Source organism: Pseudoalteromonas sp. 2CM37A (genome assembly GCF_023161885.1).
Taxonomy (GTDB): domain Bacteria; phylum Pseudomonadota; class Gammaproteobacteria; order Enterobacterales; family Alteromonadaceae; genus Pseudoalteromonas; species Pseudoalteromonas atlantica.
The window spans coordinates 524,762-551,252 of record NZ_JALNTJ010000001.1 but is presented as its reverse complement, the minus strand read 5'-3'; the positions used below and the strand labels follow the sequence as shown (position 1 = coordinate 551,252).

The 26,491-nt window shown below is 40.7% G+C and carries 23 protein-coding genes; 15 read left to right on the top strand and 8 right to left on the bottom strand.

Going from position 1 to position 26,491, the window contains the following annotated elements; translation table 11 throughout:
- The first annotated feature begins 50 nt into the window (after positions 1-50).
- The 4 genes from MTF68_RS02430 to sucD all read left to right on the top strand — a co-directional run bounded on the left by MTF68_RS02430 (position 51) and on the right by sucD (position 6,613).
- Positions 51-2,870 (top strand): 2-oxoglutarate dehydrogenase E1 component, encoded by a 2,820-nt coding sequence (locus MTF68_RS02430; protein WP_004586681.1) that lies wholly within the window; start codon positions 51-53, stop codon positions 2,868-2,870.
- A gap of 3 nt (positions 2,871-2,873) precedes the next feature.
- Positions 2,874-4,397, top strand: a complete 1,524-nt coding sequence (gene odhB, locus MTF68_RS02425) for a 2-oxoglutarate dehydrogenase complex dihydrolipoyllysine-residue succinyltransferase (RefSeq protein ID WP_248461567.1) — start codon at positions 2,874-2,876, stop codon at positions 4,395-4,397.
- 177 nt (positions 4,398-4,574) lie between these two features.
- Positions 4,575-5,741 (top strand): ADP-forming succinate--CoA ligase subunit beta, encoded by a 1,167-nt coding sequence (gene sucC, locus MTF68_RS02420; protein ID WP_004586679.1) that lies wholly within the window; start codon positions 4,575-4,577, stop codon positions 5,739-5,741.
- Positions 5,741-6,613 (top strand): succinate--CoA ligase subunit alpha, encoded by an 873-nt coding sequence (gene sucD / locus MTF68_RS02415; RefSeq protein ID WP_004586678.1) that lies wholly within the window; start codon positions 5,741-5,743, stop codon positions 6,611-6,613. Before sucC ends, sucD begins: the two co-directional genes overlap by 1 nt.
- Positions 6,614-6,675: 62 nt before the next feature.
- Here the strand turns inward: sucD and MTF68_RS02410 are convergent, their stop codons facing one another.
- Entirely contained in the window at positions 6,676-7,746 is a 1,071-nt protein-coding gene (locus MTF68_RS02410; protein ID WP_248461565.1) for a DUF3083 family protein, read from the bottom strand.
- A gap of 208 nt (positions 7,747-7,954) precedes the next feature.
- Here MTF68_RS02410 and glnS point away from each other — a divergent pair, with 208 nt between their 5' ends.
- Entirely contained in the window at positions 7,955-9,619 is a 1,665-nt protein-coding gene (glnS, locus tag MTF68_RS02405) for a glutamine--tRNA ligase (protein ID WP_248461564.1), read from the top strand.
- Between the two features lie 127 nt (positions 9,620-9,746).
- Here glnS and fur read toward each other — a convergent pair whose 3' ends face one another.
- From fur to MTF68_RS02380, 5 genes are all read right to left on the bottom strand, one after another.
- Positions 9,747-10,190 (bottom strand): ferric iron uptake transcriptional regulator, encoded by a 444-nt coding sequence (gene fur / locus MTF68_RS02400; protein ID WP_004586675.1) that lies wholly within the window; start codon positions 10,188-10,190, stop codon positions 9,747-9,749.
- Positions 10,191-10,378: 188 nt separating this feature from the next.
- Positions 10,379-10,906 carry a flavodoxin FldA gene (gene fldA, locus MTF68_RS02395; protein ID WP_004586674.1) on the bottom strand — a complete coding sequence of 176 codons (528 nt, stop codon included), beginning with the start codon at positions 10,904-10,906 and terminating at the stop codon, positions 10,379-10,381.
- 14 nt (positions 10,907-10,920) lie between these two features.
- The gene (gene ybfE, locus MTF68_RS02390) at positions 10,921-11,199 is read right to left on the bottom strand and encodes a LexA regulated protein (RefSeq protein WP_004586673.1); all 279 of its coding nucleotides are present in this window, start codon (positions 11,197-11,199) and stop codon (positions 10,921-10,923) included.
- 2 nt (positions 11,200-11,201) lie between these two features.
- Positions 11,202-11,423 carry a DUF2788 domain-containing protein gene (locus MTF68_RS02385; protein ID WP_004586672.1) on the bottom strand — a complete coding sequence of 74 codons (222 nt, stop codon included), beginning with the start codon at positions 11,421-11,423 and terminating at the stop codon, positions 11,202-11,204.
- Between the two features lie 95 nt (positions 11,424-11,518).
- Positions 11,519-12,286 (bottom strand): alpha/beta fold hydrolase, encoded by a 768-nt coding sequence (locus MTF68_RS02380; RefSeq protein ID WP_248461563.1) that lies wholly within the window; start codon positions 12,284-12,286, stop codon positions 11,519-11,521.
- A 344-nt stretch (positions 12,287-12,630) separates the two neighbouring features.
- Between MTF68_RS02380 and seqA the strand changes: the two genes are divergently transcribed.
- The 7 genes from seqA to MTF68_RS02345 all read left to right on the top strand — a co-directional run bounded on the left by seqA (position 12,631) and on the right by MTF68_RS02345 (position 20,556).
- Positions 12,631-13,206 (top strand): replication initiation negative regulator SeqA, encoded by a 576-nt coding sequence (seqA, locus tag MTF68_RS02375; RefSeq protein WP_024033550.1) that lies wholly within the window; start codon positions 12,631-12,633, stop codon positions 13,204-13,206.
- 10 nt (positions 13,207-13,216) lie between these two features.
- Positions 13,217-14,854, top strand: a complete 1,638-nt coding sequence (gene pgm, locus MTF68_RS02370; protein ID WP_248461562.1) for a phosphoglucomutase (alpha-D-glucose-1,6-bisphosphate-dependent) — start codon at positions 13,217-13,219, stop codon at positions 14,852-14,854.
- A 79-nt stretch (positions 14,855-14,933) separates the two neighbouring features.
- Positions 14,934-15,986, top strand: a complete 1,053-nt coding sequence (astE, locus tag MTF68_RS02365; RefSeq protein ID WP_248461561.1) for a succinylglutamate desuccinylase — start codon at positions 14,934-14,936, stop codon at positions 15,984-15,986.
- A gap of 265 nt (positions 15,987-16,251) precedes the next feature.
- Positions 16,252-17,466, top strand: a complete 1,215-nt coding sequence (locus tag MTF68_RS02360; protein WP_004586667.1) for a thiamine pyrophosphate-dependent dehydrogenase E1 component subunit alpha — start codon at positions 16,252-16,254, stop codon at positions 17,464-17,466.
- A complete protein-coding gene (locus MTF68_RS02355; protein ID WP_096041665.1) occupies positions 17,466-18,443 on the top strand; it encodes an alpha-ketoacid dehydrogenase subunit beta in 978 nt (325 codons plus the stop codon). Before MTF68_RS02360 ends, MTF68_RS02355 begins: the two co-directional genes overlap by 1 nt.
- A gap of 8 nt (positions 18,444-18,451) precedes the next feature.
- Complete coding sequence (locus MTF68_RS02350; protein ID WP_096041666.1) at positions 18,452-20,050, top strand: dihydrolipoyllysine-residue acetyltransferase; 1,599 nt, start codon at positions 18,452-18,454, stop codon at positions 20,048-20,050.
- Positions 20,051-20,190: 140 nt separating this feature from the next.
- The gene (locus MTF68_RS02345; RefSeq protein WP_054982556.1) at positions 20,191-20,556 is read left to right on the top strand and encodes a DUF805 domain-containing protein; all 366 of its coding nucleotides are present in this window, start codon (positions 20,191-20,193) and stop codon (positions 20,554-20,556) included.
- Positions 20,557-20,624: 68 nt separating this feature from the next.
- Here MTF68_RS02345 and MTF68_RS02340 read toward each other — a convergent pair whose 3' ends face one another.
- Both MTF68_RS02340 and MTF68_RS02335 read right to left on the bottom strand, forming a co-directional pair.
- On the bottom strand, positions 20,625-21,794 hold the full coding sequence (locus MTF68_RS02340; RefSeq protein WP_096041667.1) for a putative manganese transporter: 1,170 nt from the start codon (positions 21,792-21,794) through the stop codon (positions 20,625-20,627).
- 148 nt (positions 21,795-21,942) lie between these two features.
- Complete coding sequence (locus MTF68_RS02335; RefSeq protein ID WP_096041668.1) at positions 21,943-23,568, bottom strand: M28 family metallopeptidase; 1,626 nt, start codon at positions 23,566-23,568, stop codon at positions 21,943-21,945.
- A 113-nt stretch (positions 23,569-23,681) separates the two neighbouring features.
- Here MTF68_RS02335 and MTF68_RS02330 point away from each other — a divergent pair, with 113 nt between their 5' ends.
- The 3 genes from MTF68_RS02330 to MTF68_RS02320 are packed head-to-tail and all read left to right on the top strand — an operon-like array spanning position 23,682 to position 26,480.
- On the top strand, positions 23,682-24,494 hold the full coding sequence (locus tag MTF68_RS02330; protein ID WP_096041669.1) for a DUF3025 domain-containing protein: 813 nt from the start codon (positions 23,682-23,684) through the stop codon (positions 24,492-24,494).
- On the top strand, positions 24,491-25,279 hold the full coding sequence (locus MTF68_RS02325) for an ATP-binding cassette domain-containing protein (RefSeq protein ID WP_024033559.1): 789 nt from the start codon (positions 24,491-24,493) through the stop codon (positions 25,277-25,279). Before MTF68_RS02330 ends, MTF68_RS02325 begins: the two co-directional genes overlap by 4 nt.
- Positions 25,272-26,480 carry an ABC transporter permease gene (locus tag MTF68_RS02320; protein ID WP_096041670.1) on the top strand — a complete coding sequence of 403 codons (1,209 nt, stop codon included), beginning with the start codon at positions 25,272-25,274 and terminating at the stop codon, positions 26,478-26,480. The genes MTF68_RS02325 and MTF68_RS02320 overlap by 8 nt, the downstream gene beginning before the upstream one ends.
- Positions 26,481-26,491 lie beyond the last annotated feature (11 nt).

Below are 26,491 nucleotides of genomic sequence, written 5' to 3'. Positions count from 1 at the left end.
ATCTTGTTATGACAACTATTAATTTCTGCGCTAAAGAAAAGGGCTTATAAATGCACGAAGGTGTGATGAAGGCATGGCTAGAATCTTCACATTTAAACGGCGGCAACGTTGCTTATGTAGAAGAGCTTTATGAAGCGTATTTAGATGATGCGACTTCTGTGCCAGAAGAATGGCGAGAAGTGTTCGAACAATTACCAAAAGTAGATGGTGTGGATGTTGAAGTAAAGCATTCAGAAGTTCGTTCACAGTTTGCGGCGCTTGCTAAAAACAAGCATAGAGAGGTAGTGGTAGCAGAGGGTAGTGGCGGTGACCTTAAACAGGTTAAAGTACTACAACTTATTAATGCTTTCCGCTTTCGAGGACACCAAAATGCTAACCTAGATCCATTAGGCATTTGGCAACGAGAGCGTGTTCGAGATTTAGAGCTAGAATACCACGACTTATCTAAAGCTGATTTTGACCGCGAATTTAACGTAGGATCGTTTGCCGTAGGCCGCGATACTATGCCTTTAGGTGAACTATACCAGGCACTTAAAACCACCTATTGTGGTTCTATTGGTGCTGAGTATATGCACATCACATCAACAGAAGAAAAGCGTTGGTTACAACAGCGTTTAGAATCTGTTCAATCACGACCTACTTTTTCCAAAGAAGAAAAACTGCGTATCCTTAAAGGATTAACCGCAGCAGATGGTCTTGAAAAATATTTAGGTGCAAAGTTCCCTGGTGCTAAGCGTTTCTCACTTGAAGGTGGTGATGCGTTAGTTCCTATGCTTAAAGAACTTATTCACCGTGCCGGCGAAAGCGGGCAAAAAGAAGCAGTTATTGGTATGGCCCACCGTGGTCGCTTAAACGTACTAGTTAATGTGTTAGGTAAAAACCCGTCTGAGTTATTCGATGAGTTTGCTGGTAAACACAAAGACACGTTAAGCTCTGGTGACGTTAAATACCATATGGGTTATTCATCTGACTTTGCGACCAAAGGTGGCAATGTTCATATGGCACTTGCGTTTAACCCTTCTCACCTAGAAATTGTTAACCCTGTGGTTATGGGATCGGTAAGAGCGCGTTTAGACCGTTTAGGTGACAGTTCAGGTAGCAAAGCATTACCTATTACTATCCACGGTGACTCTGCGATTACAGGCCAAGGTGTTGTACAAGAAACATTTAACTTGTCGCAAACAAATGCCTTCTCATGTGGTGGTAGTATCCGTATTGTTGTAAATAACCAAGTTGGTTTTACAACCTCAAAACAAGACGACGTACGTTCTACAGATTACTGTACTGACATTGCTAAAATGGTTCAGTCACCAATCTTCCACGTTAACTCTGATGACCCTGAAGCCGTTGCATTTGTTACACAACTTGCACTTGATTTTAGAAACCAGTTTAAACGTGACGTAGTAATCGATTTAGTATGTTATCGCCGCCATGGTCATAACGAAGCTGATGAGCCTAATGCAACACAGCCTCTTATGTACCAAAAAATTAAAAAGCATGCGGTTCCGCGTTTAATTTACGCTGATCAACTTATGTCTGAAGGCTCATTCACTGAGAGTGAAATTAAAGCATTAGCTGATGAATACCGTAACGGCTTAGATGAAGGTAACTGTGTTGTTGAAGAAATTCAGCCAGAAACTTCGCACTCATCTGATTGGGCAAAATATGTCGGCCATGAGTGGAATGTTGAGTACGACGCAAGCGTACCGGTAGATAAGCTAAAAGCACTTGGCGAACAAGTTGCGCAGTTCCCTGAGCAATATAAAGCACAGTCTCGTGTTAAAAAGATTTACGATGACCGTAAGCTTATGGCAAGTGGCGAAAAACCACTAGATTGGGGTATGGCAGAAACACTTGCTTATGCAACAATTGCCTCTGAAGGCACAGATATACGTTTAACTGGCCAAGACTCAGGGCGTGGTACTTTCTTCCACCGCCATGCTGTAGTACATAGCCAGTCAGATGGTTCAACTTACCTCCCTCTTCAAAATTTAAGTGAAGACCAAGGTACCTTTGAAGTATTTGATTCCGTTTTATCAGAAGAAGCGGTACTTGCTTTTGAATATGGTTATGCAACAGCTGAACCTACATCATTAGTCCTTTGGGAAGCCCAGTTTGGTGACTTCGCAAATGGTGCACAAGTCGTATTTGATCAGTTCTTAAGCTCTGGTGAGCAAAAGTGGGGCCGTTTATGTGGCTTAACATGTTTGCTTCCGCATGGTTATGAAGGTCAAGGTCCAGAGCATAGTTCTGCACGTTTAGAGCGTTTTTTACAGCTTTGTGCCGATCACAACATGCAAGTGTGTGTTCCTTCAACACCTGCACAAGTTTACGCTATGCTACGTCGTCAATCAGTTAGACCACTTCGTCGTCCATTGATTGTAATGACACCAAAATCACTACTTCGTCACCCACTTGCGGTATCTTCACTTGAAGAACTTTCACAAGGTGTATTCCATAATATGATCGATGAAATCGATGATATTAACCCTGAGAAAGTAGAACGTGTAGTATTTTGTAGTGGTAAAGTTTATTACGAACTATTACAAGAGCGTCGTAAGCTTGAGCAAGACAACATTGCTATTGTACGTGTGGAGCAGTTATACCCGTTCCCACATGCAGAAATGGACACGATTATGGAACGTTACCAGCACGTTACTGATTTTGTTTGGTGTCAAGAAGAGCCACAAAATCAAGGTGCTTGGTACTGTTCGCAACATCACTTTATTGATGCAATCCCACAGGGTGCTAAATTGACTTACGCAGGGCGTAAGGCGTCGGCATCTCCAGCGTGTGGTTACATGTCAGTACATACTAAAGAACAACAAGCGCTCGTTGCAGACGCGCTTACTATACAAAAGAAAGGATAAGCAATGAGCACAGAAATTAAAGTTCCTGTTCTTCCTGAGTCGGTTGCAGATGCTACCGTTGCTACATGGCATGTAAGTGTAGGCGACAAAGTAAGCCGTGACCAAAACTTAGTAGACATTGAAACAGATAAAGTGGTTTTAGAAGTGGTTGCACAAAATGACGGTGTAATTACTGAAATATCACAAGAAGAAGGTGCAACGGTACTTGGCGACCAAGTTATCGGTTTACTTGGTGATGCTGATGCAGCACCAGCAAGTGACAGTGCTCCGGCTAAAGAAGAAGCCGCACCTGAAAAATCAGAAGACGCGCCTGCGGCGCAATCAGCTCCAGCATCAGAAGGTAAAGAAGTGGACATTAAAGTACCTGTACTTCCAGAATCAGTTGCAGACGCAACAATTGCTACATGGCATGTACAACCAGGTGAAGCGGTAACTCGCGACCAAAACTTGGTAGATATTGAAACTGATAAAGTTGTTCTTGAAGTAGTAGCTCAAGAAGACGGTATCATGGGCGAGCAACTAAACGCAGAAGGCGATACTGTACTTGGCGAACAAGTTATTGGTAACGTTAAAGCGGGCGGCGCTCCAGCGGCACCTGCAGCTAAAGCAGAGGAAGCGCCTGCTGCAAATGAGTCTAACGATAGCTCAGATGTGTTAACGCCGTCTGTACGTCGTTTAATCGCTGAAAAAGGGCTTGATGCGTCTAAAATTAAAGGCACAGGTAAAAACGGCCGTGTAACTAAAGAAGACGTTGATACTTTCTTAAAAGCACCTGCTCCAGCTGCTAAAAAAGAAGCCGCTTCAGCACCTGCTACACCTATGGGTGACCGTACACAAAAACGTGTACCAATGACGCGCTTACGTAAAACCATTGCTAATCGTTTATTAGAAGCGAAAAACTCAACAGCAATGTTAACTACATTTAACGAAGTAAACATGAAACCTATCATGGACCTTCGTAAGCAATACCAAGAAGTATTCGAGAAGCGTCACGGTATTCGTTTAGGCTTTATGTCTTTCTACGTGAAAGCAGTAACTGAAGCACTTAAGCGTTTCCCTGACGTAAATGCATCAATTGATGGTGACGATATTGTTTACCACAATTACTTTGATATCAGCATCGCTGTATCTACACCACGTGGTTTAGTTACACCAGTACTTAAAGATTGCGACAAACTATCTGTTGCTGAAATCGAGAAAGGTATTCGTGAATTAGCCCTTAAAGGCCGTGACGGTAAACTAACACTTGACGATATGACAGGTGGTAACTTTACCATTACTAACGGTGGTGTATTTGGTTCGTTACTTTCTACGCCTATTATTAACTTACCACAGTCATCAATCTTGGGTATGCACAAAATCCAAGAGCGTCCTATGGCTGTAAATGGTAAAGTTGAAATTCTTCCTATGATGTATTTGGCACTATCTTACGATCACCGCCAAATCGATGGTAAAGAATCTGTTGGTTTCTTAGTGACTATTAAAGAGTTACTTGAAGATCCAACTCGCTTATTACTGGATGTTTAATCGAGTAGTATGAAATATAAGCTGTGAATGACAATTCACAGCTTTTTTTTTGCGCCTTTGGTGTTACTGGGGTTTTCATGTTAAGCCTTGGGATCTATACTAGGTGCGCAATTTGGGATAGCTGTTTATTTGCATAAATATTCAGCTCTTTTAGTATAAAAAATTGGATAAAGCATCATGAATTTGCATGAGTATCAGGCAAAACAACTTTTTGCCGAATATGGTTTACCAGTTTCTCAAGGTTTCGCTTGCGATACACCTGAAGAAGCTGCAGCAGCTGCCGAAAAAATTGGCGGTGATATGTGGGTTGTTAAAACTCAGGTTCACGCAGGTGGCCGTGGTAAAGCTGGCGGTGTTAAGCTAGTTAAAACAATCGAAGAAGTAAAAGAATTCGCTGCAAACTGGTTAGGTAAAAACTTAGTTACTTACCAAACAGACGAAAATGGTCAGCCTGTTGCTAAAATTTTAGTAGAAAGCTGTACAGATATCGCTAACGAATTGTACTTAGGTGCAGTTGTTGACCGTGCTTCTCGCAAAGTTGTTTTCATGGCGTCTACTGAAGGCGGTGTTGAAATTGAAACTGTTGCTGAAGAAACTCCAGAGCTTATCCACAAAGCAGAGATCGATCCATTAGTGGGTCCTCAAGCTTACCAAGCACGTGAGTTAGGTTTTAAACTGGGTCTTAACCCTACACAAATGAAGCAGTTCGTTAAGATCTTTATGGGTCTTGGCAACATGTTCAACGATTTTGATTTCGCTCTTCTTGAAATCAACCCGTTAGTAATCACAGACGAAGGTAACCTTCACTGTCTTGACGGCAAAATCGGTATCGATGGTAATGCACTTTACCGTCAACCAAAAATCCGTGAAATGCACGATCCATCTCAAGAAGATGCACGTGAAGCTCACGCAGCAAGCTTCGAGCTTAACTACGTAGCACTAGATGGTAATGTAGGTTGTATGGTTAACGGTGCAGGCCTAGCGATGGGTACTATGGACATCGTAAACCTACACGGCGGCAAGCCAGCTAACTTCTTAGATGTTGGTGGCGGCGCGACTAAAGAGCGTGTTTCTGAAGCATTCAAAATCATCCTTTCTGACGATAACGTAAAAGCTGTTTTAGTTAACATCTTTGGTGGTATCGTACGTTGTGACATGATTGCTGAAGGTATCATTGGCGCAGTTAAAGAAGTAGGTGTAAACGTGCCTGTAGTTGTACGTTTAGAAGGTACTAACGCTGAATTAGGTCGTGACGTTCTTAAGAACTCTGGCCTAGATATCATCGCTGCTGAATCACTAACAGACGCTGCTGAGAAAGTTGTAGCTGCTGCGGAGGGCAAATAATGTCTGTATTAATCAATAAAGATACAAAAGTTATCTGTCAAGGTTTCACTGGTGGCCAAGGTACTTTCCACTCTGAGCAAGCGCTTGAGTACGGTACACAAATGGTTGGTGGTGTAAGCCCAGGTAAAGGCGGTCAAACGCACCTTGGTCTTCCAGTATTCAACACAGTACGCGATGCAGTTAAAGAAACAGGCGCAACAGCGTCAGTTATCTACGTACCAGCACCGTTCTGTAAAGATGCAATCTTAGAAGCTATCGATGCGGGCATCGAGCTAATTGTTTGTATCACTGAAGGTATCCCAACACTAGACATGGTTGACGTTAAAGTTAAGCTTGATAACTCTGGTGTTCGTATGATCGGTCCTAACTGTCCAGGTGTTATCACTCCTGGTGAGACTAAGATTGGTATCATGCCTGGTCACATCCACAAGCCTGGTAAAGTAGGTATTGTTTCTCGCTCTGGTACTTTAACGTACGAAGCAGTTAAACAAACTACAGACGCTGGTTTTGGTCAGTCTACGTGTGTTGGTATTGGTGGCGACCCAATCCCAGGTACTAACTTTATCGACGTGCTAGAAATGTTCGAAAAAGATCCACAAACTGAAGCAATCGTAATGATTGGTGAAATTGGTGGTACTGCAGAAGAAGAAGCTGCAGAGTACATTAAAGCTAACGTAACTAAGCCTGTTGTTTCTTACATTGCTGGTGTAACTGCACCAGAAGGTAAGCGTATGGGTCACGCTGGCGCAATCATCGCAGGCGGTAAAGGTACTGCTGATGAGAAATTTGCTGCACTAGAAGCTGCTGGCGTACAAACTGTACGTTCACTTGCTGATATCGGTAAAGCACTTAAAGAGAAAACAGGCTGGTAATCAGTTTGCTTAATCTTTAAAAAGGCTCGCATTTGCGAGCCTTTTTGTTATTGGCTTAAAAATTAGTATGGGTAACTAATGTGTTGAAAAAACCGTACTGATAAATCTTGTCGTTCTTTATTTATTGCCAGCTCTGAGCACATATCGTGTATTGTTTTCTCTACTTGATTCATAAAGCGGCCATAGCCCATTTCATGTTTATCTTTATGGGTGGCAACAATCACAAAATGTAGTGACTCAACTAATTTTTCAGCATTGAAAAAAATATGTATTTGCGTGGCTGTGCCATTCACATCAAAACTTATTTTTTGTAATTCTGCATTCCCATCATTTTTATCTGTTTGGCTATTACGCACTATGGGCCTTGCACCATTAGCAACCATAGCGCCGTGAGATAATTCGTATCGCTCGCAGCACCCTTTAAATGATTGGGCAAAGTAGTTATAAAACTCAGTGTAATTATTTTTATTTATTAAGCTTTGAAATTGCGTTTTAATGCCGCGTGAAACCGGTATAGAAAACGTTGCATAGGTCATTTCTGCATGCTCGGCGGGTATTTTACATTGGCGAGCTAAATAACGAGGGTATAGGCTTCTAAGTTTGTAGCCGTAACTTTGGTTACAGCCTTTGCTCTTGGCAAATAAGTCATAGGTTAAATGCTGATGATCGCGAAGCTTAAACTGGGGTTGTTCAATAAATAATTGTGTTTGTAAATTATCTAACACTTTTTGCACCCTGCTGTGAAATTGTGCCGAGCTTGCGCGTAAATCATCACCGGTAGCTAAAAATAACAAGCGAATTTTTTTACTTTTAAAAGTAGGTGTGTAGTGTAGTTTGTGCGCTTCGTGGTAACGCGGGTTGTAAAAAAACAACATTTGCTTTGCTGTTTCTAATTGATACGACTCATCATGAAATCTGACCACGGGTAATTTGTCGTTAGCGAGTAGGTGTACATTATGTAGCTCGTATTCATCACAGCTTGCAAATAGTTGCTTGGCAATGCGGGTATAGCAACTATCGATATCGCTAAAACTAGTGTAAAAGTCATCAGTGGGTGTAATTTCAGCGAGTAAATAGTGATTAGCTCGCGCATTTGTTGGAATATAAACTCTGTGTTGTGTAGAACTGGCCATCTTTGAATCCTTTTAAGGAGCTTAAGTTTAGGTACTATAAATGCCTTTCATGACTCAAATATTGCGCTAAAACAAATTTAAGTAATAAACTAATGCACCATTGCCATAATAACTAGAATAAACCCGCATCTAGTGCTGTATGTTAGTGTTTGTTTTTGTAATAATGCATTAGTTTTGTTATCACGAATATTCAGAGGATCGCACTCCTATGGCGGAAATTGAGAATCGCCCAAGTAACTTTATAAGAACTCGAATTGATGAAGATTTAGCAAGTGGCAAACATGCAACTACGCATACACGTTTTCCACCTGAACCAAATGGCTTTTTACATATTGGCCATGCAAAATCAATTTGTTTGAATTTTGGCATTGCAAAAGATTACGATGGTTTATGTAACCTACGTTTTGATGATACAAACCCAGAAAAAGAAGATATTAACTACGTTAATTCAATCAAAGAAGACGTGCAGTGGTTAGGCTTCAACTGGAGTGGTGAGATAAAATATTCGTCAAACTATTTTGATACCCTATACGGCTATGCAGTAGAGCTTATTGAAAAAGGCTTAGCGTACGTTTGTTTTTTAACGGCCGATCAAGCACGCGAGTATCGCGGTACGTTAAAAGAGCCGGGTAAAAACAGCCCATACAGAGACATCTCAGTAGAAGAAAACCTCGCATTGTTTGAAAAAATGCGCGCGGGTGAATTCAAAGAAGGTGAGTGTGTGCTACGCGCTAAAATTGATATGGCAAGCTCATTTATGGTGCTTCGCGATCCAATTATTTACCGCGTTCGTTTTGCTCATCACCATCAAACAGGTGACAAGTGGTGCATTTACCCAATGTATGACTTCACACATTGTATTTCTGATGCGCTTGAGGGCATAACCCATTCATTGTGTACACTTGAGTTTCAAGATAACCGTCGTTTATACGACTGGGTACTTGATAACATCAGCCTTGAATGCCACCCACAGCAAATTGAGTTTTCGCGCTTAAATCTTGAATACACAATTATGTCTAAGCGTAAGCTAAACGACTTAGTTGTAAATAACTATGTAGAAGGGTGGGATGACCCACGTATGCCAACTATTGCTGGTTTACGTCGTCGTGGTTATACACCGGCTTCAATACGTGAGTTCTGTTTACGTATCGGTGTGACTAAGCAAGAAAACATGGTTGAAATGGGCATGCTTGAAGCGTGTATCCGTGAAGACTTAAATGAAAACGCACCACGTGCAATGGCAGTACTCGATCCAGTTAAAGTGGTAATAGAAAACTTTGATGCAGATAAAGTAGAAACATTGTCGGTAGCTAATCACCCTAATAAAGAAGAAATGGGGCGTCGTGAAGTACCGTTTACTCGTGAGCTTTTCATTGAGCGTGAAGATTTCCGCGAAGAAGCGAATAATAAATTTAAACGCTTAGTACTTGATAAAGAAGTACGCTTACGTGGTGCTTATGTAATTAAAGCACAGCGTGTAGAAAAAGATGAAAATGGTGAAATTACCACTATTTACTGTACTTACGACAACGAGACACTAGGTAAAAACCCAAGTGACGGTCGTAAAGTAAAAGGGGTTATTCATTGGGTTTCTGCGCCTGAGTCGGTTAATGCAGAAGTTAGATTGTATGACCGTTTATTTAATGTACCAAACCCAGGTGCAGCTGAAGAGTTCGAATCGACACTTAACCCTGATTCGTTAGTTGTATTAGAAAATGCAAAACTAGAAGCATCGCTTGCTAAAGCCGAACCGGCTCAAGGCTTCCAGTTTGAGCGTACTGGCTATTTCTCACGTGATACAAAGTCAGAAAATTTAGTATTCAACCAAACGGTTGGTCTTAGAGATTCATGGGCTAAAATCGAGAAGCAGTAACGCTTTTAAAATACCAATTTGCATAATATCTCATTATTGCAAATTGGTATTAAACACAGTTTAAATGCTTAATTTTAAACACAAAAAAACCTGCAAAAGCAGGTTTTTTTATTACCATAGCGCGTTATTAGCTATTTGAATCGCTAAATGCTTTACACGCTGCTTTGTCTTGACACTCACCGTATAGGTATAAAGAGTGATTTGTTAGTGTAATACCGTTTTCTTCGGCTATTTCTAACTGGCGACGTTCAATTAAGTCATCTTCAAATTCAACAACTTTGCCACATTTTAAACACACTAGGTGGTCGTGGTGAGTGCTGCCAGAAAGTTCAAATACTGACTTTCCGCCTTCAAAATGGTGACGGCTTACAATACCTGCGTCATCAAATTGGTTTAATACACGGTAAACAGTCGCAAGACCAATTTCTTCACCTAAATCTAAAAGAATTTTGTATACATCTTCAGCGCTGATGTGTTGGTTATCTGGAGATTGTAGAATTTCTAAGATTTTAATACGCGGTAAAGTTACTTTTAAACCGGCTTTTTTAAGTTCCAAGTTATGATCAGTCATTAAATCTGTCTCAAATTTGTTTGGTTATACTAGACATCTCTTACAGATGCACACGACACATTAGCAATAACAAGGATAACGCGCCTAAGCACTGAGTGCAAAGAACAATTGATCAATTTTGCTATTAATTCTAAAGTCGCTAACTGTTTGATAATTATTTAAACAGTTAGCGATAAAAGGGGGGGAGGTTAGTCTGCTAGTTCGCTTAAGCACATTTCATCATATACTTGTGCGCACCATGCTTTAACACGTTGTTCTGTTAATTCAGGTTGGCGGTCTTCATCAATACCTAAGCCTACAAAGTGCGTGTCATCAGCCATACCTTTAGATGCTTCAAAGTCGTAGCCTTCACTAGACCAATGACCAACCACAATAGCACCGCGCTCGGTAACGATATCGTTGATCATACCCATAGCGTCTAAAAAGTATTCTGCGTAGTCTTCTTGGTCGCCACAACCAAAAATAGCCACTAGCTTACCTTCAAAGTCTACTTCTTCAAGCTCAGGGAAAAAGTCATCCCAATCACATTGTGCTTCACCGTAGTACCAAGTAGGAATACCGAATAAGATTAAATCGAACTCTGCAATCTCTTCTTTAGAGCTTTTTGCAATGTCGTGTACAGCCACAAGCTTTTTACCCAATTCTTTTTGGATCATTTTTGCTACGTGTTCTGTATTACCTGTGTCACTTCCGAAAAAAATGCCTACACTTGCCATGGACTTCAAACCTTTTATCTATCAATAGCCAATCTTTCTTGTAAAATTGTTTCAATCAGCGCACTACGGCTAATATTTTGTGCATCTGCCATATCACTCAGTGCCTGATATAACTGTGATGAAACTTTAAATTCTACACGCTTTAAACCGCGTGCTTTATCTCGTTTTATTTGATTACGTTTATTAACCTTTAACTGCATATCCCTTGGTAAAGGGTTCGTTTTAGGCCTGCCTGGGCGCTTTTCGTATTCAAATAAATCGGGAGTTGTTCTATCTGTTTCTGACTTCGCCATGCCTAACCTACACCTGCACCTTGCCAAAAAACTTGTATAAGTCCTTTCGCAATAAAGCCAGAACACCCTAAAAAGAGGACGCCCCACACAATGTAGCGACCAAACTTAGGTACGTTACCACTATTAAGTACGTCTTTAATTGCCAGGCCGATGAATACAAAAATACCGGCTAAGCCAAAGTACAACCCTAGGGTATCAAATTCGTTAATAAACTGACTGACCATCAACGTATAACCTTTAAATTAAACGGCGCGTACTATAGCATATAAATATGCATTAATTTAGTACGGATAACCAAAAACACATGATTAAAATTGCATTAAAACCCTGTTAAAAAGTCATTTATTGCTTTATTAACTGCAGCGGGTTTTTGCGCATGAAGCCAATGTCCTGCACCGTGTATAATTTTTGCTCGCGTATTTTTAAAGCGCTTTGTTATTTCATCGCGGTATTCTGGCAGTATGTAATCAGAATCGTTGCCTTTGATAAACAAAGTATCGCACAAACAAGAATTGTTTTCATTAACATTGGCTGTGATTGTCGAATATTTTTCATCAAGTACATCTAAATTAAATCGCCATTTGTACTGTCCATCGTCGTTTTTAGCTAAGCTTTTTAGTAAAAACTGCCTAACACCTAGCTCATTAATGTACTCGCTCATAATAGCATCAGCTTGTTTTCTATCAGTAACCTGGCTAGTTGCCACTTTTTTTAGTGCATTAATAATTTGTGTGTGGCGGGCAGGGTAACTCACAGGGGCAATATCAAGTACCACCAGCTTATTTACTTTTTGGCTATGCATTAGCGCCACTTCCATCGCCACTTTACCGCCCATTGAATGGCCAATCAGGTGCGCATTGTTAATATTTAACGCGTTCATTAGCTCAACAATATCTGCGGCCATTGCAGGGTAGTTCATTTCATTACTGTGCGGTGAAGCTCCATGGTTACGCAAATCTACATTCGTTACCCTAAAGTGCTCGCTCAATGGTTTTGCAATAACATTTAGGTTTTCTAAAGAGCCAAATAAACCATGAATGATCACTACATCCGGACCTTCACCGTATTGTTTATAGTTTAATAGCATGAGCGCCTCCTAAAATTTTGGCTTAGTTTGCCGAGCATTGCCCTAAAAAGCAAAAGATATAACGGTTAACTGCTCTGCACGCGCCATTTATGGGGTAACACCGTTTGTTTTTACGCCAGTTGTGGGCTATTTGGTGTTACCAGCCTAATGGAGATAAAAATATGGGTAGTATTTTTAAAAGCTGTTAATTACTACATTGGGTTTATAAGCAAATAATCAACACACCTTTATTAGCGCGTTTATAGGTTATGTTTGTGCGAGTGCTTGTTGTAACTCGCATTTATATTTGGTTTGGGTATAATCACGGGGAAAGAAAAAATGTGGCCCGTAATGACAGGAACAACATGAAACAAATCGACATAGACGACGAGTTATATCAGTATATTGCTAGCAATACACAAAGTATTGGCGAAAGCGCATCCACTATTTTACGTCGTTTATTAAATCTAAACGGTGATGACAACACTCCCGTTGCTAAGAACAATCAAAACAACCAAACAGCTACTCAAGCCCCACTTGACGACACGCCAGCTACTAACGACAGCCAAGAGCAAGAGGTTGTCACACCCGTGAAGCAAACAAACGCTAATGTATTTAATATTCTAAATAAAGAAGAACTAGCAATGCAAAAAGGGGTGGTAGGCAGGTTTTTATTTATTTTAAGTGCTTTTTATAGAACGCATAAAAAAGAGTTTAGTGCTGTGCTTGATATAAAAGGGCGCGACCGCGTTTACTTTGCAACCAGCAAAGAAGACTTAGTTAATAGCGGCAGTAGTATGAACCCTAAAAACATTACCGACAGTGAGTACTGGGTAATGACAAATTCAAACACGACACGTAAAAAAATGATGCTACACGAGGTTGCGCTGTGCTTAGGTTATTCAGCAGAGCAAGCAGAAGAAATTCGCGATTACTTGTAAGGAAATAAACATGGCTATTCATTCAGGTGCTGGGAAAACTGCGCCACATTCAACTTTAGTTAACGTACCAAAACTGGTATCGGCTTATTACTTAAATGAGCCAGACTTAGAGCAAAACCCAGAGCATTGTGTTGCTTTTGGTACGTCGGGTCACCGTGGTTGCTCTTACGATGTTAAGTTTAACGAATCTCATATTTTAGCCATTACACAAGCTATTTGTGATTACAGAAAGCAAAACGACATTTTTGGTCCGCTTTTTTTAGGTAAAGATACGCATGCATTAAGTGAAGCTGCTTTTAACTCTGCCATAGAAGTATTAGTGGCTAATGAGGTGCAAGTAATTACCCAGCAAAATCACGATTACACGCCAACCCCTATCATTAGCCATGCTATTGTTTGCCATAACAAATTAAATCCTAACGAATTAGCCGACGGTATTGTGGTAACGCCTTCACATAACCCGCCAGAAGACGGTGGCTTTAAATACAATCCACCTAACGGCGGCCCAGCAGACACCGACGTAACTAAATGGATTGAAGACAGAGCAAATCAATTACTATTAGAAGATTTAGTAGAAGTTGAGCTGTTTCCATTTGCTAAAGCATCGCGTTCAGGGTTTATTAAATACGAAGACCTAATGACGCCATACATTAACGACTTAGAAAATATCGTTAATTTAAAAGCCGTTAGCGATGCGGGTATTAAAGTAGGTATTGACCCGCTAGGTGGCTCTGGTATTAACTTTTGGCCATTAATAGCGCAAAAATATAATTTAGATTTAACCGTAGTAAACGACAGTGTTGATCCGCGTTTTGCATTTATGCCACTTGATAAAGATGGCAAAATCCGTATGGATTGTTCATCACCTTACTCAATGGCTAATTTAATTAAATTAAAAGACGACTTTGATATTGCTATTGGCAACGACCCAGATTACGACCGCCATGGTATTGTTACCCCAGATGGATTAATGAATCCTAATCACTTTTTAGCGGTAGCGATTGATTATTTATTAAAACACCGCGACTGGGACAGCAGTGTAGAAATTGGCAAAACGCTGGTTTCTAGCTCAATGATTGACCGCGTAGTAGCTCGTAATGAGCGTAAAGTTAAAGAAGTGCCGGTTGGCTTTAAATGGTTTGTAGATGGCTTAAACAAAGGCAAGCTTGCCTTTGGTGGCGAAGAAAGTGCGGGTGCTGCGTTTTTACGATTTGATGGCAGCGTATGGTGTACCGACAAAGACGGCTTTATTATGGGGTTACTTGCAGCTGAAATACTCGCAGTAACAGGTAAAACACCATCAGCGCTTTATAAAGAGCTAGAGCAAGAATTCGGCTCTCCACTATATAAGCGTTTAGATGCCCCTACTAGCAGTGCGCAAAAGTCACGTCTAAAAGCACTTAGTGCAAGCGATGTTAAAGCCGATACATTAGCTGGCGAACCTATTTTACAAAAACTGACTCATGCCCCTGGCAATGATGCGGCTATTGGCGGCTTAAAAGTAGTGACTGAAAACGGCTGGTTTGCAGCGCGTCCTTCTGGTACTGAAGATATTTATAAAATTTATCTTGAGTCTTTCAAAGGTGAAGAGCATTTAGCACTACTAGAAAAAGAAGCAAAGCAATTAGTTGACTCTGTGATCAGCTAACACGGCTTACACTATTTAAAAACGGCTGATTTATTCAGCCGTTTTTGTTTGTATCTCTCACACTATAAAAGGGCTTATCATGTTAGCCAAACCAGATTATTTAAATGAACTAATAAATAGCGGCGATTTTTTAACACTTAGTCGCGACAATGAATGGCATTTAGAGGCAAGTGAATTTGCTTTAGAAAATGGCACGCACGTAACCGTTCACGATACAGGTGTTATTGAATTTCAACCACAGGGTACAACAACAAAAGATGTTGTGCTGTCAAGCGCTGTACACGGTAACGAAACCGCACCTATAGAAATATGTGACGAGCTAATAAAAACCATAATAAAAGGTGAGCTTGCATTAAATCAGCGTGTGCTCTTTATATTTGGTAATCCAAAATCAATAAATATTGGCCTGCGCTTTGTAGAAGAAAACCTAAACCGTTTATTTAACGGCCACCACACTGTTGAGGGTGTGCCAATGAATGATGAGCGTAAACGCGCAGCAAAACTAGAAGAGTATGTAACTGACTTTTTTGCACGGGGCGAGCAAGGCAGTACACGTTATCATTATGATTTACATACTGCTATACGTGGCTCAAAAAATGAAAAATTTGCTGTGTATCCTTATCTTCATGGTAAACCATGGAAAAAATCGCAGTTACAATTTTTACTTAGCTGCGGTGTAAATACCGTATTGATGATGAAATCACCGGCAACCACTTTCAGTTACTATTCTTCGTTTGTTCATGGCGCTGATTCATTTACCGTTGAACTGGGTCAAGTTAAACCGTTTGGTGAAAACGACATGGCTCGCTTTGCAAAAACCAAGCAAACGCTAACTGCATTAATTAGCCAAAAAGAAGTGCAATACCCTCAATTTAATGCAAGTGATTTTGAGCTGTTTGCCGTGCATCGCACAATTAATAGAACGCAGCAGGATTTTAGCTTTCCGTTTTCTGATGATGCAGAAAATTTCACAGGGTTTGCTAAAGGTGAGTTGCTAGCAACAGACGGCGATACCCCTTATTATGCCGATGTGGAAGGGGAAGCTATTATTTTTCCAAATGCGCACGTTGCACTTGGGCAAAGGGCATTGCTTACCGTTATTCCTATGCAAGTAGATAGTAATTTCGTCTAACAAAACTCATCAGACCACCCACCTTAAATATTTAACTGTATGTTTTTATTGGTTTAATAAGCGCGTACAGTTAACTTTCCATATTTTTAATCGTATTTTACTTTTGTTTCGTCTTACACTTGTTGAATAACATCTTACGTTAACGTAAGGTGGTGGCAGCTTTAATTAAATACAGCGCAGATGCTGCAAAGTTTATTCGCAAGCCTCACCCATAATAAAAACTTAAAAGGGGTGCTGTATCACAGACAACAAGAGAAGGTAGGTTATGAGTAATCCAAATAACGTATCGCTGAATATTAACCACGACCTCGAGTTTATAGACGGTCATGCGCTAACTATTCCAACCCTTAGTATTTTAACTGAGGACGGCGACATTCATCCTAGTGCTACCGCACCGACTATTTCTAAACACACAGCGATTAAACTATACGAAACAATGCGTTTTATTCGCCTACTCGATGAGCGGATGCAAGGGGCGCAGCGCCAAGGCCGCGTAAGCTTTTATATGCAATGTTTAGGTGAAGAAGCCGCTGTTACTGCTTCTGCTGCTGCACTTGATCAAGATGATATGATTATGGCGCAATACCGCGAGCAAGCCGCTTTGCATTACCGCGGATTTACGCTTGACCAATTTATGAATCAAATGTTTTCTAATGAGTTAGATTTAGGAAAAGGGCGCCAAATGCCGATTCATTATGGTTCAAAAGAATTAAATTATATGACCATATCATCGCCACTCGGTACGCAAATTCCTCAAGCTACGGGTTATGCCTACGGGCAAAAAGTAAAACACATTGACGCAAAAACCGGCGAGCTTGCAAGCACCATAGATAATGTGACGATTTGTTACTTTGGTGAGGGAGCAGCATCTGAAGGTGACTTTCATGCGGGTTTAAATATGGCTGCGGTACACAAAGCCCCTGTTATATTTTTTGCACGTAATAACGGGTATGCAATATCAACGCCTGCAGATGAGCAATTTAAAGGAGATGGTATAGCGTCGCGAGGCGTAGGGTATGGCATTAAAACCATACGTGTTGATGGCTCAGATGCATTAGCCGTGTTTGCAGCAACACAAAAGGCCCGCGAAATTGCAGCAACGCAGGGCGAGCCGGTATTAATTGAGTCAATAGCGTACAGATTAGGTGCTCACTCAACCTCAGATGATCCAAGTGGTTACCGCTCAAAAGATGAAGAGGCCACGCATAAAGTTTGCCCAATTGATAAATTTAAAAAATGGTTGATCAAACAAGAGTGGTTAAACGAAGAGGACGATGCTAAAGCGAAAGACACTATTCGTGAAGATATTTTAGCCGCCCTTAAACGTGCTGAAAAAGTGCAAAAACCAGCGCTTGAAGAGCTCATATCAGATGTTTACGATACGCCAATTCCCTCACTTGAGCGCCAATATAACGATTTAAAAGCACATATAAAGCAGCACCCAGATGCGTACCCAATCACAGCAGGGAGAATTAAGTAATGGCTAAAATGAACATGCTACACGCAATTAATTCTGCGCTCGATATCACCATGAATGAGCACTCTCAGGCGTGTATTTTTGGGGAAGATGTTGGCTATTTTGGTGGTGTTTTTAGAGCGACCTCAGGTTTGCAAGAAAAGTACGGTAAACACCGCGTATTTAACACACCGCTTACAGAGCAAGGTATTTTAGGTTTTGCCAATGGCTTAGCCGCGTTTGGCGCACCTGCACTTGCTGAAATACAATTTGCTGATTATATTTTTCCGGCATTTGACCAAATAGTTAATGAGTCTGCCAAGTTTAGATACCGCAGTGGTAATGAATTTAACGTAGGCAATTTAACGATACGAACACCGTATGGTGGCGGTATTGCGGGGGGCTTATATCACTCACAATCCCCAGAGGCATATTTTGCCCATACGCCAGGGCTAAAAATAGTGGTACCGCGTAACCCTTACCAAGCAAAAGGGTTACTAAGAGCAAGTATTAAAGACGATAACCCCGTTATTTTCTTCGAGCCTAAACGTTTATACCGCGCTTCTACCGGCGAAGTACCAGAGGATGATTACACCATTGAGCTGGGTAAAGCAGAAGTAGTACAAGAAGGTACAGATATCACTGTACTTGCGTGGGGCGCGCAAATGGAAATTGTTGAAAACGCAGCAAAACAAGCCAATGAACAAGGCATTAGTTGTGAGGTGATTGACCTTAGAAGCATATTACCTTGGGATGTTGAGACAATTGCTAAGTCGGTCACTAAAACAGGACGTTTAGTGATAAGCCACGAAGCGCCTATTACCAATGGCTTTGGTGCCGAAATTGCGGCGACTATTCAGCAAGAGTGCTTTTTACACCTTGAGTCACCTATTATGCGAGTATGTGGGTTAGATACACCTTACCCATTAGCACTTGAAAAAGAATATGTGCCTGATGCGCTAAAAGTAATGGCCGCAATTAAACAATCAATGGATTTTTAGGGGATACCATGGCTAAAGATTTTATATTACCCGATATTGGTGAAGGCATTGTTGAGTGCGAAGTGGTTGAATGGCTAATACAAGAGGGTGACACAGTAAAAGAAGATCAACCCATTTGTGACGTGATGACCGATAAAGCCCTGGTGCAAATTCCGGCTGTGCACGATGGCGTAATCACTAAATTGTATTATCAAAAAGGGGAGATAGCCCAGGTTCATGCACCCTTGTTTGCTATGAATGTAGCCGATGAGCAAAACCAAAGCGATGAAACACACACAGAGCAAGTGCAAAATACACAAAGCGACAACGCATCGTCAGAGCATTTAGAAGATTTTATTCTTCCAGATATTGGTGAGGGGATTGTTGAGTGTGAGATAGTTGATTGGCTAGTGGCCGAAGGCGATGAAATACAAGAAGATCAGGCTGTGTGTGATGTAATGACCGACAAAGCACTGGTACAAATTCCGGCTAAATACACAGGGACAGTGCAAAAGCTTTACTATCAAAAAGGTGAAATTGCTCAGGTACATAGCCCGTTATTTCAAATGAGCATAGCCGGCAGTACAGCTAAACCCAATATAGATGTAAACGACGCCGTTGTAAAAGCACAAAGTAAAGCGGCAGATAAATCTGTAGCAACGCAGCAAACAACAGCAAATAAAGTTGTTAATAAAAAAGCGGTTGCCTCTCCAGCTGTAAGGCGCAAAGCGCGAGAGCTTGATGTTGATTTAACGTGCGTACCGGGCAGCGGTAAAAATGGCCGCATTTATAAACAAGACATAGAAGAATTTATTAAAGGTGAGGTACCTAACACAATAGATACATCACCACTTAGTAGTGCTACTACTAAAAACAGCGTTACTCAAAATAAAGAGCCACAATCGCCACAAACACAAAACGGTGGTATGCGAGCAGAGCCAATTAAAGGCATTAAAGCGGCTATGGCAAAGCAAATGATGGCCTCGGTCTCTACAATCCCTCACTTTACCTTTAGTGACGAGATAGACTTAACGCAATTAATTGCCCTGCGAGCGAGTTTAAAAGAGCAGTATAAAGCGCAAGGTGTAAAGCTCACTATGATGCCATTTTTTATCAAAGCGTTATCGCTTGCGATGAAAGAGTACCCAGTGCTTAATTCTAAAGTAAATGATGATTGCACTGAGCTTACCTACTTTGACGATCATAATATTGGGGTAGCAGTGGATTCAAAAGTGGGTTTGCTAGTGCCTAATATTAAATCGTGCCAATCTAAGAGTATTGTTGAAGTTGCAAACAGTTTAACAAGCCTAACTGATGCAGCACGCGAGGGACGAGTAGCGCCAGATGACTTAAAAGGGGGCACCATTAGCATTTCAAATATTGGTGCAATTGGCGGCACTATTGCGACCCCGATTATTAATAAGCCAGAAGTTGCTATTGTAGCATTAGGGAAGTTACAACACTTACCGCGCTTTGATGAAAGCGGGCAAGTTGTGAGTAAAGCTATTATGCAAGTGAGTTGGTCTGGCGATCACCGTGTTATTGATGGCGGTACAATTGCGCGCTTTAATAACTTGTGGAAATCATATTTAGAAAACCCATCGGCAATGATGATGGCTATGAGTTAATAATTAAACTTATAAAAAAACCAGCAATTTGCTGGTTTTTTGTTTTAAAGCGCGGTGTTTTTAATTAAGATACAAATGTTACTAAAAGGTAATAAAACAAACCCGCTAGGGAATATAAAAACTAACACTAAGGAATTGTAATGGAACATTATATGAACGCGCTGCGTAGCTACGCAGATTTTTCAGGACGTAATCGCCGTAAAGCATTTTGGATGTTTTACTTAATAAATTTATTAATCAGCATAGTACTAGGTGTTGTTGATGAGCTAATGGGCGTAGCTGTAATTGGTACTATCTATAGCTTGGCACTGTTAATTCCTCAATTAAGCGCAGGTGCACGCCGTTTACACGATACTGGCCGTTCTGGCTGGTGGCAGCTACTTTGGTTAGTGCCAATCATTGGCTGGATTGTTATAATTGTATTCCTTGCGCAAGACTCACATGAAGGTGAGAACGATTATGGCCCAAATCCAAAAGAGTTAGCGGCTGAACCTGTTTCTGTATAAATAATACGCTAACATTAAAAAAGCTCAGCAATTGCTGAGCTTTTTTGTACTTATGATTTTTTAAACTGTTAACTTAAAAAGTAAAGCCCGTAACCAACAACTAAAGCAGGTATAGAGGTATACAAGGTAGCAATTACAGCCGCTTTTGGCGCCATTGCAATAGCAGGAAACAACGCATCGCCATCATTTGAAATCGCATTAGCAGCTAATGCACTAAAAGGAATAATGCCCTGTATATAAAGCGTGGTTACAATTATTTGTGGCCCACAGCCAGGTAAAAAACCAATGACGACTGCAATTAACGGTGCTAAATAGGCGTAGTGCATAAACCAGGTTTTTAAATCAAGGCCTACCACACTGACTAATATTTCAAACAACATAAACGATGCCACAACCCAAGCAGTTACAAAGTGTGTGTCTTGAAGTACTTTTATAAGCTTTGAAGGCGGATTACATTCTTCCTCTTCTGAAGTAATTTCTTTATAGGTTTCGCCTTTAGAAGAGTAGGCCCAGATAACAACCGTAAACAGTGCCATTGCTGCACCAAATAAGCTAATACCGGTGCTGGTATATTGACCAAATTTATCAAAGTTGACATTAAAGGCAATTAAAAACGCAATGATTAAACTTGGAATAATGGCAAACATCCACACAGGTTTGCTAATTTTTATTATTTTAGTGGGCAAAACTTTAACTTGGTGTTTTTGCTCTTGTGCGCTGGGGCGTAAAAAGTCAGGTTTGTGAATTGCATTAACTATTAATCCACACAGTGTGCCTACCACTAAACCTATAGCCATTATTGTTAAGCCTTCTGTAGGGCGCGTAGCAAGCAGTAAAAAAGCAGCATCGCCCATTGTGGCGGTAAGTACAGCAACAATAGCCCCAAAGCTTGCTTGGCCTTTAGTGTATTGAGTAACCACAATAATTGCACCACCACAGCCGGGTAAAGCGCCAAGAACGGATGCAAACAGCACTTCAAGCGACTTAGATTTAGCGCTTAAGTAGCTCATTTCTAATTGAGGGATATGTTCTATTGCGTAGTAGTAAATAAGTAACGTAGCCGCTACAAATACACTAACCTGAAAAAACGCATCACTGAGAGCAGTAATGGTTATTTCGCGAAGACTAGGAACAGCTAAACATACCAATAAAAAAAGTGGTAGGAGTAAGCGTTTATTTTGGCTAACAAACCGTTTGGAAGCTGGCGTAATAAATCCTATTTGAGAGAGTAAAATCATAAGTGTGCCCCAGTTTTAGTTTAACTAGGACACACTGTATATAATTTGCAAATGATAATCAATATCATTTGCATCTATTTAAATCGATAGCTCAGTTTGAGTTTTTCGATGGTAAATAACCTACGCTCAGGCGCTCAGGCGAATTACATTATTTGCGTTGAAACTCTGAGTTTTCGTACCATGCTGGCCATTGTGCTTGCTCAGAAATATCAAAGCCTACTTTATAAAACAATTGTAGGTCTTGCACCGCACCCGATAAATCCCACTCATCGCGGTATCTGTCACAGGGTTGATGGTAACAACCACGTAGCACTAAGCTCATACGTTTACGGTAATTTGCTGTATCCTCATCAGCGGCAACAGTACCGCCGCCTGCATACATAGCCGGAATACCCATGTTTGCAAATGCAAAGTGATCAGAGCGGTAATAACCACCTGAAGATGGTTTAGGGTCGCCCGCTATTGTTCTACCTTGCTCTTTTGCTGCTTTGGCTAGTAGGTCGTCCATTTGCGACTTACCTAAACCTACTACGTTCATGTCTTTTACTTTACCTAATAAGTTTAGGCTATCCATGTTTATATTAGCGACTGTTTTATCAGCAGCAATAACCGGGTTAGCAGCGTAGTATTTAGATCCAAGTAAGCCTTGCTCTTCAGCCGTAACAGCTAAAAATGTCATTGAGCGAGTAGGGTGCTTTGGCAGCTTAGTAAATGCCTCTGCAACCTCAATTAGCCCCGCAGTGCCTGTGGCGTTATCGTGTGCCCCATTATAAATTTGGTCGCCCTTACGGGTTGTATCTGTACCTAGGTGATCCCAATGCGCTGAATAAATAACATGTTCATCCGCTTTTTCGCTACCCGGCAACGTGGCAATAAAGTTATACGACACCGATTTTTTAATTGTATTTTTAACATTAACCGATGCAGTTAAATCGCCCATGTCAACGTTATACGCACCTTTAGCTGCATTGGCTTTTGCAGTCTCAAAATCAAGACCCGCCTTAGCAAATAACTCTTTAGCTACATCAGTGGTCACCCAGCCTTCAACCGCAACGCGGTCCATATTGTTGTTCTCTTTTTGAAAACCAAACTGCTCACCGCTCCATGAGTTTTCAACAACTGACCACGGGTATGACGCAGGGGCGGTTTCGTGAATGATAATAGCACCGGCTGCACCTTGACGACTCGCTTCTTCATATTTATAAGTCCAACGGCCGTAGTAGGTCATTGCATCGCCGGTAAATAACGCAGGATCTTTTGTAGCAAAACCCGGATCGTTAACAAGCATTACAACAGTTTTGCCTTTTACGTCTAGGCCTTCGTAATCGTTCCAGTTATATTCAGGGGCATTTACACCGTAACCTACGAAGACAAGCTCTGAATTTTCAATCCCTTCTTGTGCGCTAATGCGGCTACTGCCCATAACCATATCTTTTTTGTATTGATAATCTTTACCACCAATACTTAATACCATATTTGAATCAGCTTCTAATGAAACAAGCGGCACTTCTTGTAAAAAGCTATCACCATTACCAGGTTCAAACCCTAATGCTTTAAATTGAGTGGTCAGATAATCAAGCGTTAACTTTTCACCTTCAGATGAAGGTGCTCTACCGCCAAATTCATCAGAGGCAAGCACTTTAATGTGCGCTGCAAGTTCATCTGCTTTAATACTGTTGTAACCATTTGTTACATCGGTAGGTGTAATACTTGTTGTTGCACAGCCAGCTAACACAGCGCCAGCAATCAGTGTGAGAGAGAAATATCGTTTCATAGTAGCTCTATTCTTGTTCTAAGATCTGATTAGTATATTAACTTCTATTAATTAGAACCAGTTTTTGCGGTAAACTGCCCGCAAATTAACAGCATAAATTGTTAAAGGTATAAATGAAGCGCTTTACTCCGCCCGAGCAATGGCAAGTTAGTAGTTTGAAAAGCGGTGCGTTTGAGCACTTACGAGCACTGTTTAATATTGATAAACAAACTGATTGGCCAACCCCCGATTGGTTCACTGTGTATTTGAATGCCATTAATGCTAATAACCTCCCCATAACGTTTGAAGACGATGCAAGCGTTGATTTTGGTGAGCGCTATTATGAGCAAGTCATTTTTGAAACTGGCGTAGTGCCTACACGCAGTAAAAATTGGCACGATTTATTTGGTGGCTTTATTTGGTGTTTGTTTCCAAAAACCAAGGCGCTTATTAATCAGCGCCACGTACAAGAAATAGCGCAGCATGGCTTAAAGCAACGTACTAAACATCGTAATGCACTCACATTATTTGACGAGTGCGGCGTGGTGCTTGCCATTAGTGATACTAAGTGGCAAACACTTTTAACAGAGCACCAATGGAAAACGGCATTTATAACTCACCGAGAAGAGTGGGGCAAAACAATACAACCTTTTATGTTTGGCCACGCTAATTATGAAATGCTCACAAAACCCTATATTGGTTTAACGGGTAAAGCGTTATTTGTAAGTGTACCGGATGAAATATTTTGTAAAGATTTAGTTACTCAATATCAGTACCTAGACCAAGTACTTTATGAGAAGATAAAAATAGAGCATTGCTTAGCCGATAACAAACAGCTTTCTCCATTGCCATTGTTAGGTGTACCAGGATGGCATGACGCAAATGAGAATGAATCGTTCTATGATAATACCGATTACTTTAGAGCTAAACGAAGGATACGAAAATGATAGAAGTCGCAGGGCTTAAAAAAAAGTTTAAGTTAACCAAGGATCATAAAAAAAATAAAGTTGATGATATAGACCCGCGTGAAGATAAAGATTTTTTTCATTCAGTAAGAGATGTCAGCTTTCAATGTGCAAAAGGTGAAGTGTTAGGGTTACTTGGCCCTAATGGCGCGGGTAAAACTACTACATTGCGTATGCTCTCAACTGCACTTAAGCCCGATGAAGGCACAATAACTATTGCCGGCAACGACATAATTAAAAAGCCGTTAGTAGGGCGCAAGTCTATTGGTTTTTTATCCGGTTCAACTGGTTTGTATGGTCGCCTGACCGTTAAAGAAAATATTGAATACTTTGCAAAGCTTCATGGAATGAACAAAGAGCAAATAGCGGCTCGTTGTGAAGAACTTTTTACTTTGCTCGACATGCATAAATTTATTGATAAACGTGCAGAAAACCTATCTACCGGCATGAAGCAAAAAGCCAATATTGCCCGTGCTGTGGTACATCACCCAGAAGTGGTGGTACTCGATGAGCCAACCACAGGCCTTGATATAATGACCACACAAACGGTTATAAACTTTATAAAAGGCTTAAAGGCGCAAGGCACGCCTGTTATTTTTTCAACGCACCATTTAGATGAAGTCGCCCTTTTATGTGACCGTGTTGCGGTAATTAATGAAGGCGTAAGCTGCTTTGATGGCACGCTTGCTGAATTCAAACAGGCAGGTAATAGTGAAGAGCTAAACCAAGCGTTTATGAATATTTTAACGGAGAAACACGATGTTTGAAGTTTTTAAAAAGGAATTAACAGAACTCTTACGCGATAAAAAAACCTTGTTGTTTGTAGTCGCTCTACCCGTTGCGGTGTTTCCCTTATTATTTGCCGTTATGGCGTTTATTAGCTCTCAAGCGGCACTCGAAGCTGAACAAAAGGTACATACCTACGCCATTATTAATGGCGACTACGCGCCAGAGTTTACCGAAAAAGTGTTTTATCATAAAAGCTTTGAACTTTATAAAGGTGCTAAAACCTTTAATAGCATTGAAGAGCTAAAAGAAGGAGTAATCGCAGGTGATATAGACATGGGTATATATTTACCCACTAACGCTAAACAAGCCTTAAATGATGCCCAGCAAAGTAAGTGGGAAGTGGTATTTAATGATGCTAAATCTATCAACTTTTTATTTCAGCGTGTAAAAGAGCTCGCCAAAGAATATAGCGATGCATTACAAACAGAAAAATTAATCAGTTTTGGTATTGAAAAAGAAGCCCATTTAGCACTTTTAACCCCTATTGAAGTAGTAAAGGTTGATACCGCCGATAAACGTGAAAACTTAGGTGAAAAACTAGGAGGCTTTTTGCCCTACCTACTTATTCCCATAGTTCTTATGGGCGCTACGTACCCAGCAATAGATTTAGGTGCAGGTGAAAAAGAGCGCGGTACATTAGAAACCTTATTGCTTACACCTATTACGCGTACCGAGCTGGTACTAGGCAAATTTATAACCTTACTGACAACCTCAATTGCATCAACAACTATAACTGTACTCAGTATGGGCGGGTGGATAGCCGTAGCCCTTGCATTTGCAGACCTAGAAGTAATTAAAACAGCATTTAGCACATTAGCGGTAAGTGATTTATTAATGATTTTTGTATTGTTATTACCTATTGCCGCGATATTCTCAGCATTGGCGTTAGCAATATCTATTTATGCTCGTACATTTAAAGAAGCGCAAAACTACATGGCACCATTAAGTATGGGGGTGTTTTTTCCCATCATTGTATCCATTATGCCTAATGTAGAGCTAACAGCTAAAACTGCTTTTATTCCTGTTACTAATGTTGCGCTCGCAATTAAAGAAATTGTTAAAGGCACGGTAGATTACACCCTTGTAGGCTTAATATTTTTAGCAACAGCTATTATAGCTGGGGCGTTACTTGCCTTTTGTGTTAAGTGGTTTAACCGCGAAGACGTTCTTTTCAGATAATATTTTTAATT

Coding starts and splice junctions, on each gene's coding strand:
- MTF68_RS02430 (WP_004586681.1), top strand. CDS start 51: ATGCACGAAGGTGTGATGAAGGCATGGCTAGAATCTTCACATTTAAAC.
- glnS (WP_248461564.1), top strand. CDS start 7,955: ATGGCGGAAATTGAGAATCGCCCAAGTAACTTTATAAGAACTCGAATT.
- MTF68_RS02325 (WP_024033559.1), top strand. CDS start 24,491: ATGATAGAAGTCGCAGGGCTTAAAAAAAAGTTTAAGTTAACCAAGGAT.
- seqA (WP_024033550.1), top strand. CDS start 12,631: ATGAAACAAATCGACATAGACGACGAGTTATATCAGTATATTGCTAGC.
- MTF68_RS02350 (WP_096041666.1), top strand. CDS start 18,452: ATGGCTAAAGATTTTATATTACCCGATATTGGTGAAGGCATTGTTGAG.
- MTF68_RS02335 (WP_096041668.1), bottom strand. CDS start 23,568: ATGAAACGATATTTCTCTCTCACACTGATTGCTGGCGCTGTGTTAGCT.
- pgm (WP_248461562.1), top strand. CDS start 13,217: ATGGCTATTCATTCAGGTGCTGGGAAAACTGCGCCACATTCAACTTTA.
- MTF68_RS02340 (WP_096041667.1), bottom strand. CDS start 21,794: ATGATTTTACTCTCTCAAATAGGATTTATTACGCCAGCTTCCAAACGG.
- ybfE (WP_004586673.1), bottom strand. CDS start 11,199: ATGGCGAAGTCAGAAACAGATAGAACAACTCCCGATTTATTTGAATAC.
- MTF68_RS02345 (WP_054982556.1), top strand. CDS start 20,191: ATGGAACATTATATGAACGCGCTGCGTAGCTACGCAGATTTTTCAGGA.
- MTF68_RS02355 (WP_096041665.1), top strand. CDS start 17,466: ATGGCTAAAATGAACATGCTACACGCAATTAATTCTGCGCTCGATATC.
- fldA (WP_004586674.1), bottom strand. CDS start 10,906: ATGGCAAGTGTAGGCATTTTTTTCGGAAGTGACACAGGTAATACAGAA.
- astE (WP_248461561.1), top strand. CDS start 14,934: ATGTTAGCCAAACCAGATTATTTAAATGAACTAATAAATAGCGGCGAT.
- fur (WP_004586675.1), bottom strand. CDS start 10,190: ATGACTGATCATAACTTGGAACTTAAAAAAGCCGGTTTAAAAGTAACT.
- odhB (WP_248461567.1), top strand. CDS start 2,874: ATGAGCACAGAAATTAAAGTTCCTGTTCTTCCTGAGTCGGTTGCAGAT.
- MTF68_RS02320 (WP_096041670.1), top strand. CDS start 25,272: ATGTTTGAAGTTTTTAAAAAGGAATTAACAGAACTCTTACGCGATAAA.
- MTF68_RS02330 (WP_096041669.1), top strand. CDS start 23,682: ATGAAGCGCTTTACTCCGCCCGAGCAATGGCAAGTTAGTAGTTTGAAA.
- MTF68_RS02380 (WP_248461563.1), bottom strand. CDS start 12,286: ATGCTATTAAACTATAAACAATACGGTGAAGGTCCGGATGTAGTGATC.
- sucD (WP_004586678.1), top strand. CDS start 5,741: ATGTCTGTATTAATCAATAAAGATACAAAAGTTATCTGTCAAGGTTTC.
- MTF68_RS02385 (WP_004586672.1), bottom strand. CDS start 11,423: ATGGTCAGTCAGTTTATTAACGAATTTGATACCCTAGGGTTGTACTTT.
- MTF68_RS02360 (WP_004586667.1), top strand. CDS start 16,252: ATGAGTAATCCAAATAACGTATCGCTGAATATTAACCACGACCTCGAG.
- MTF68_RS02410 (WP_248461565.1), bottom strand. CDS start 7,746: ATGGCCAGTTCTACACAACACAGAGTTTATATTCCAACAAATGCGCGA.
- sucC (WP_004586679.1), top strand. CDS start 4,575: ATGAATTTGCATGAGTATCAGGCAAAACAACTTTTTGCCGAATATGGT.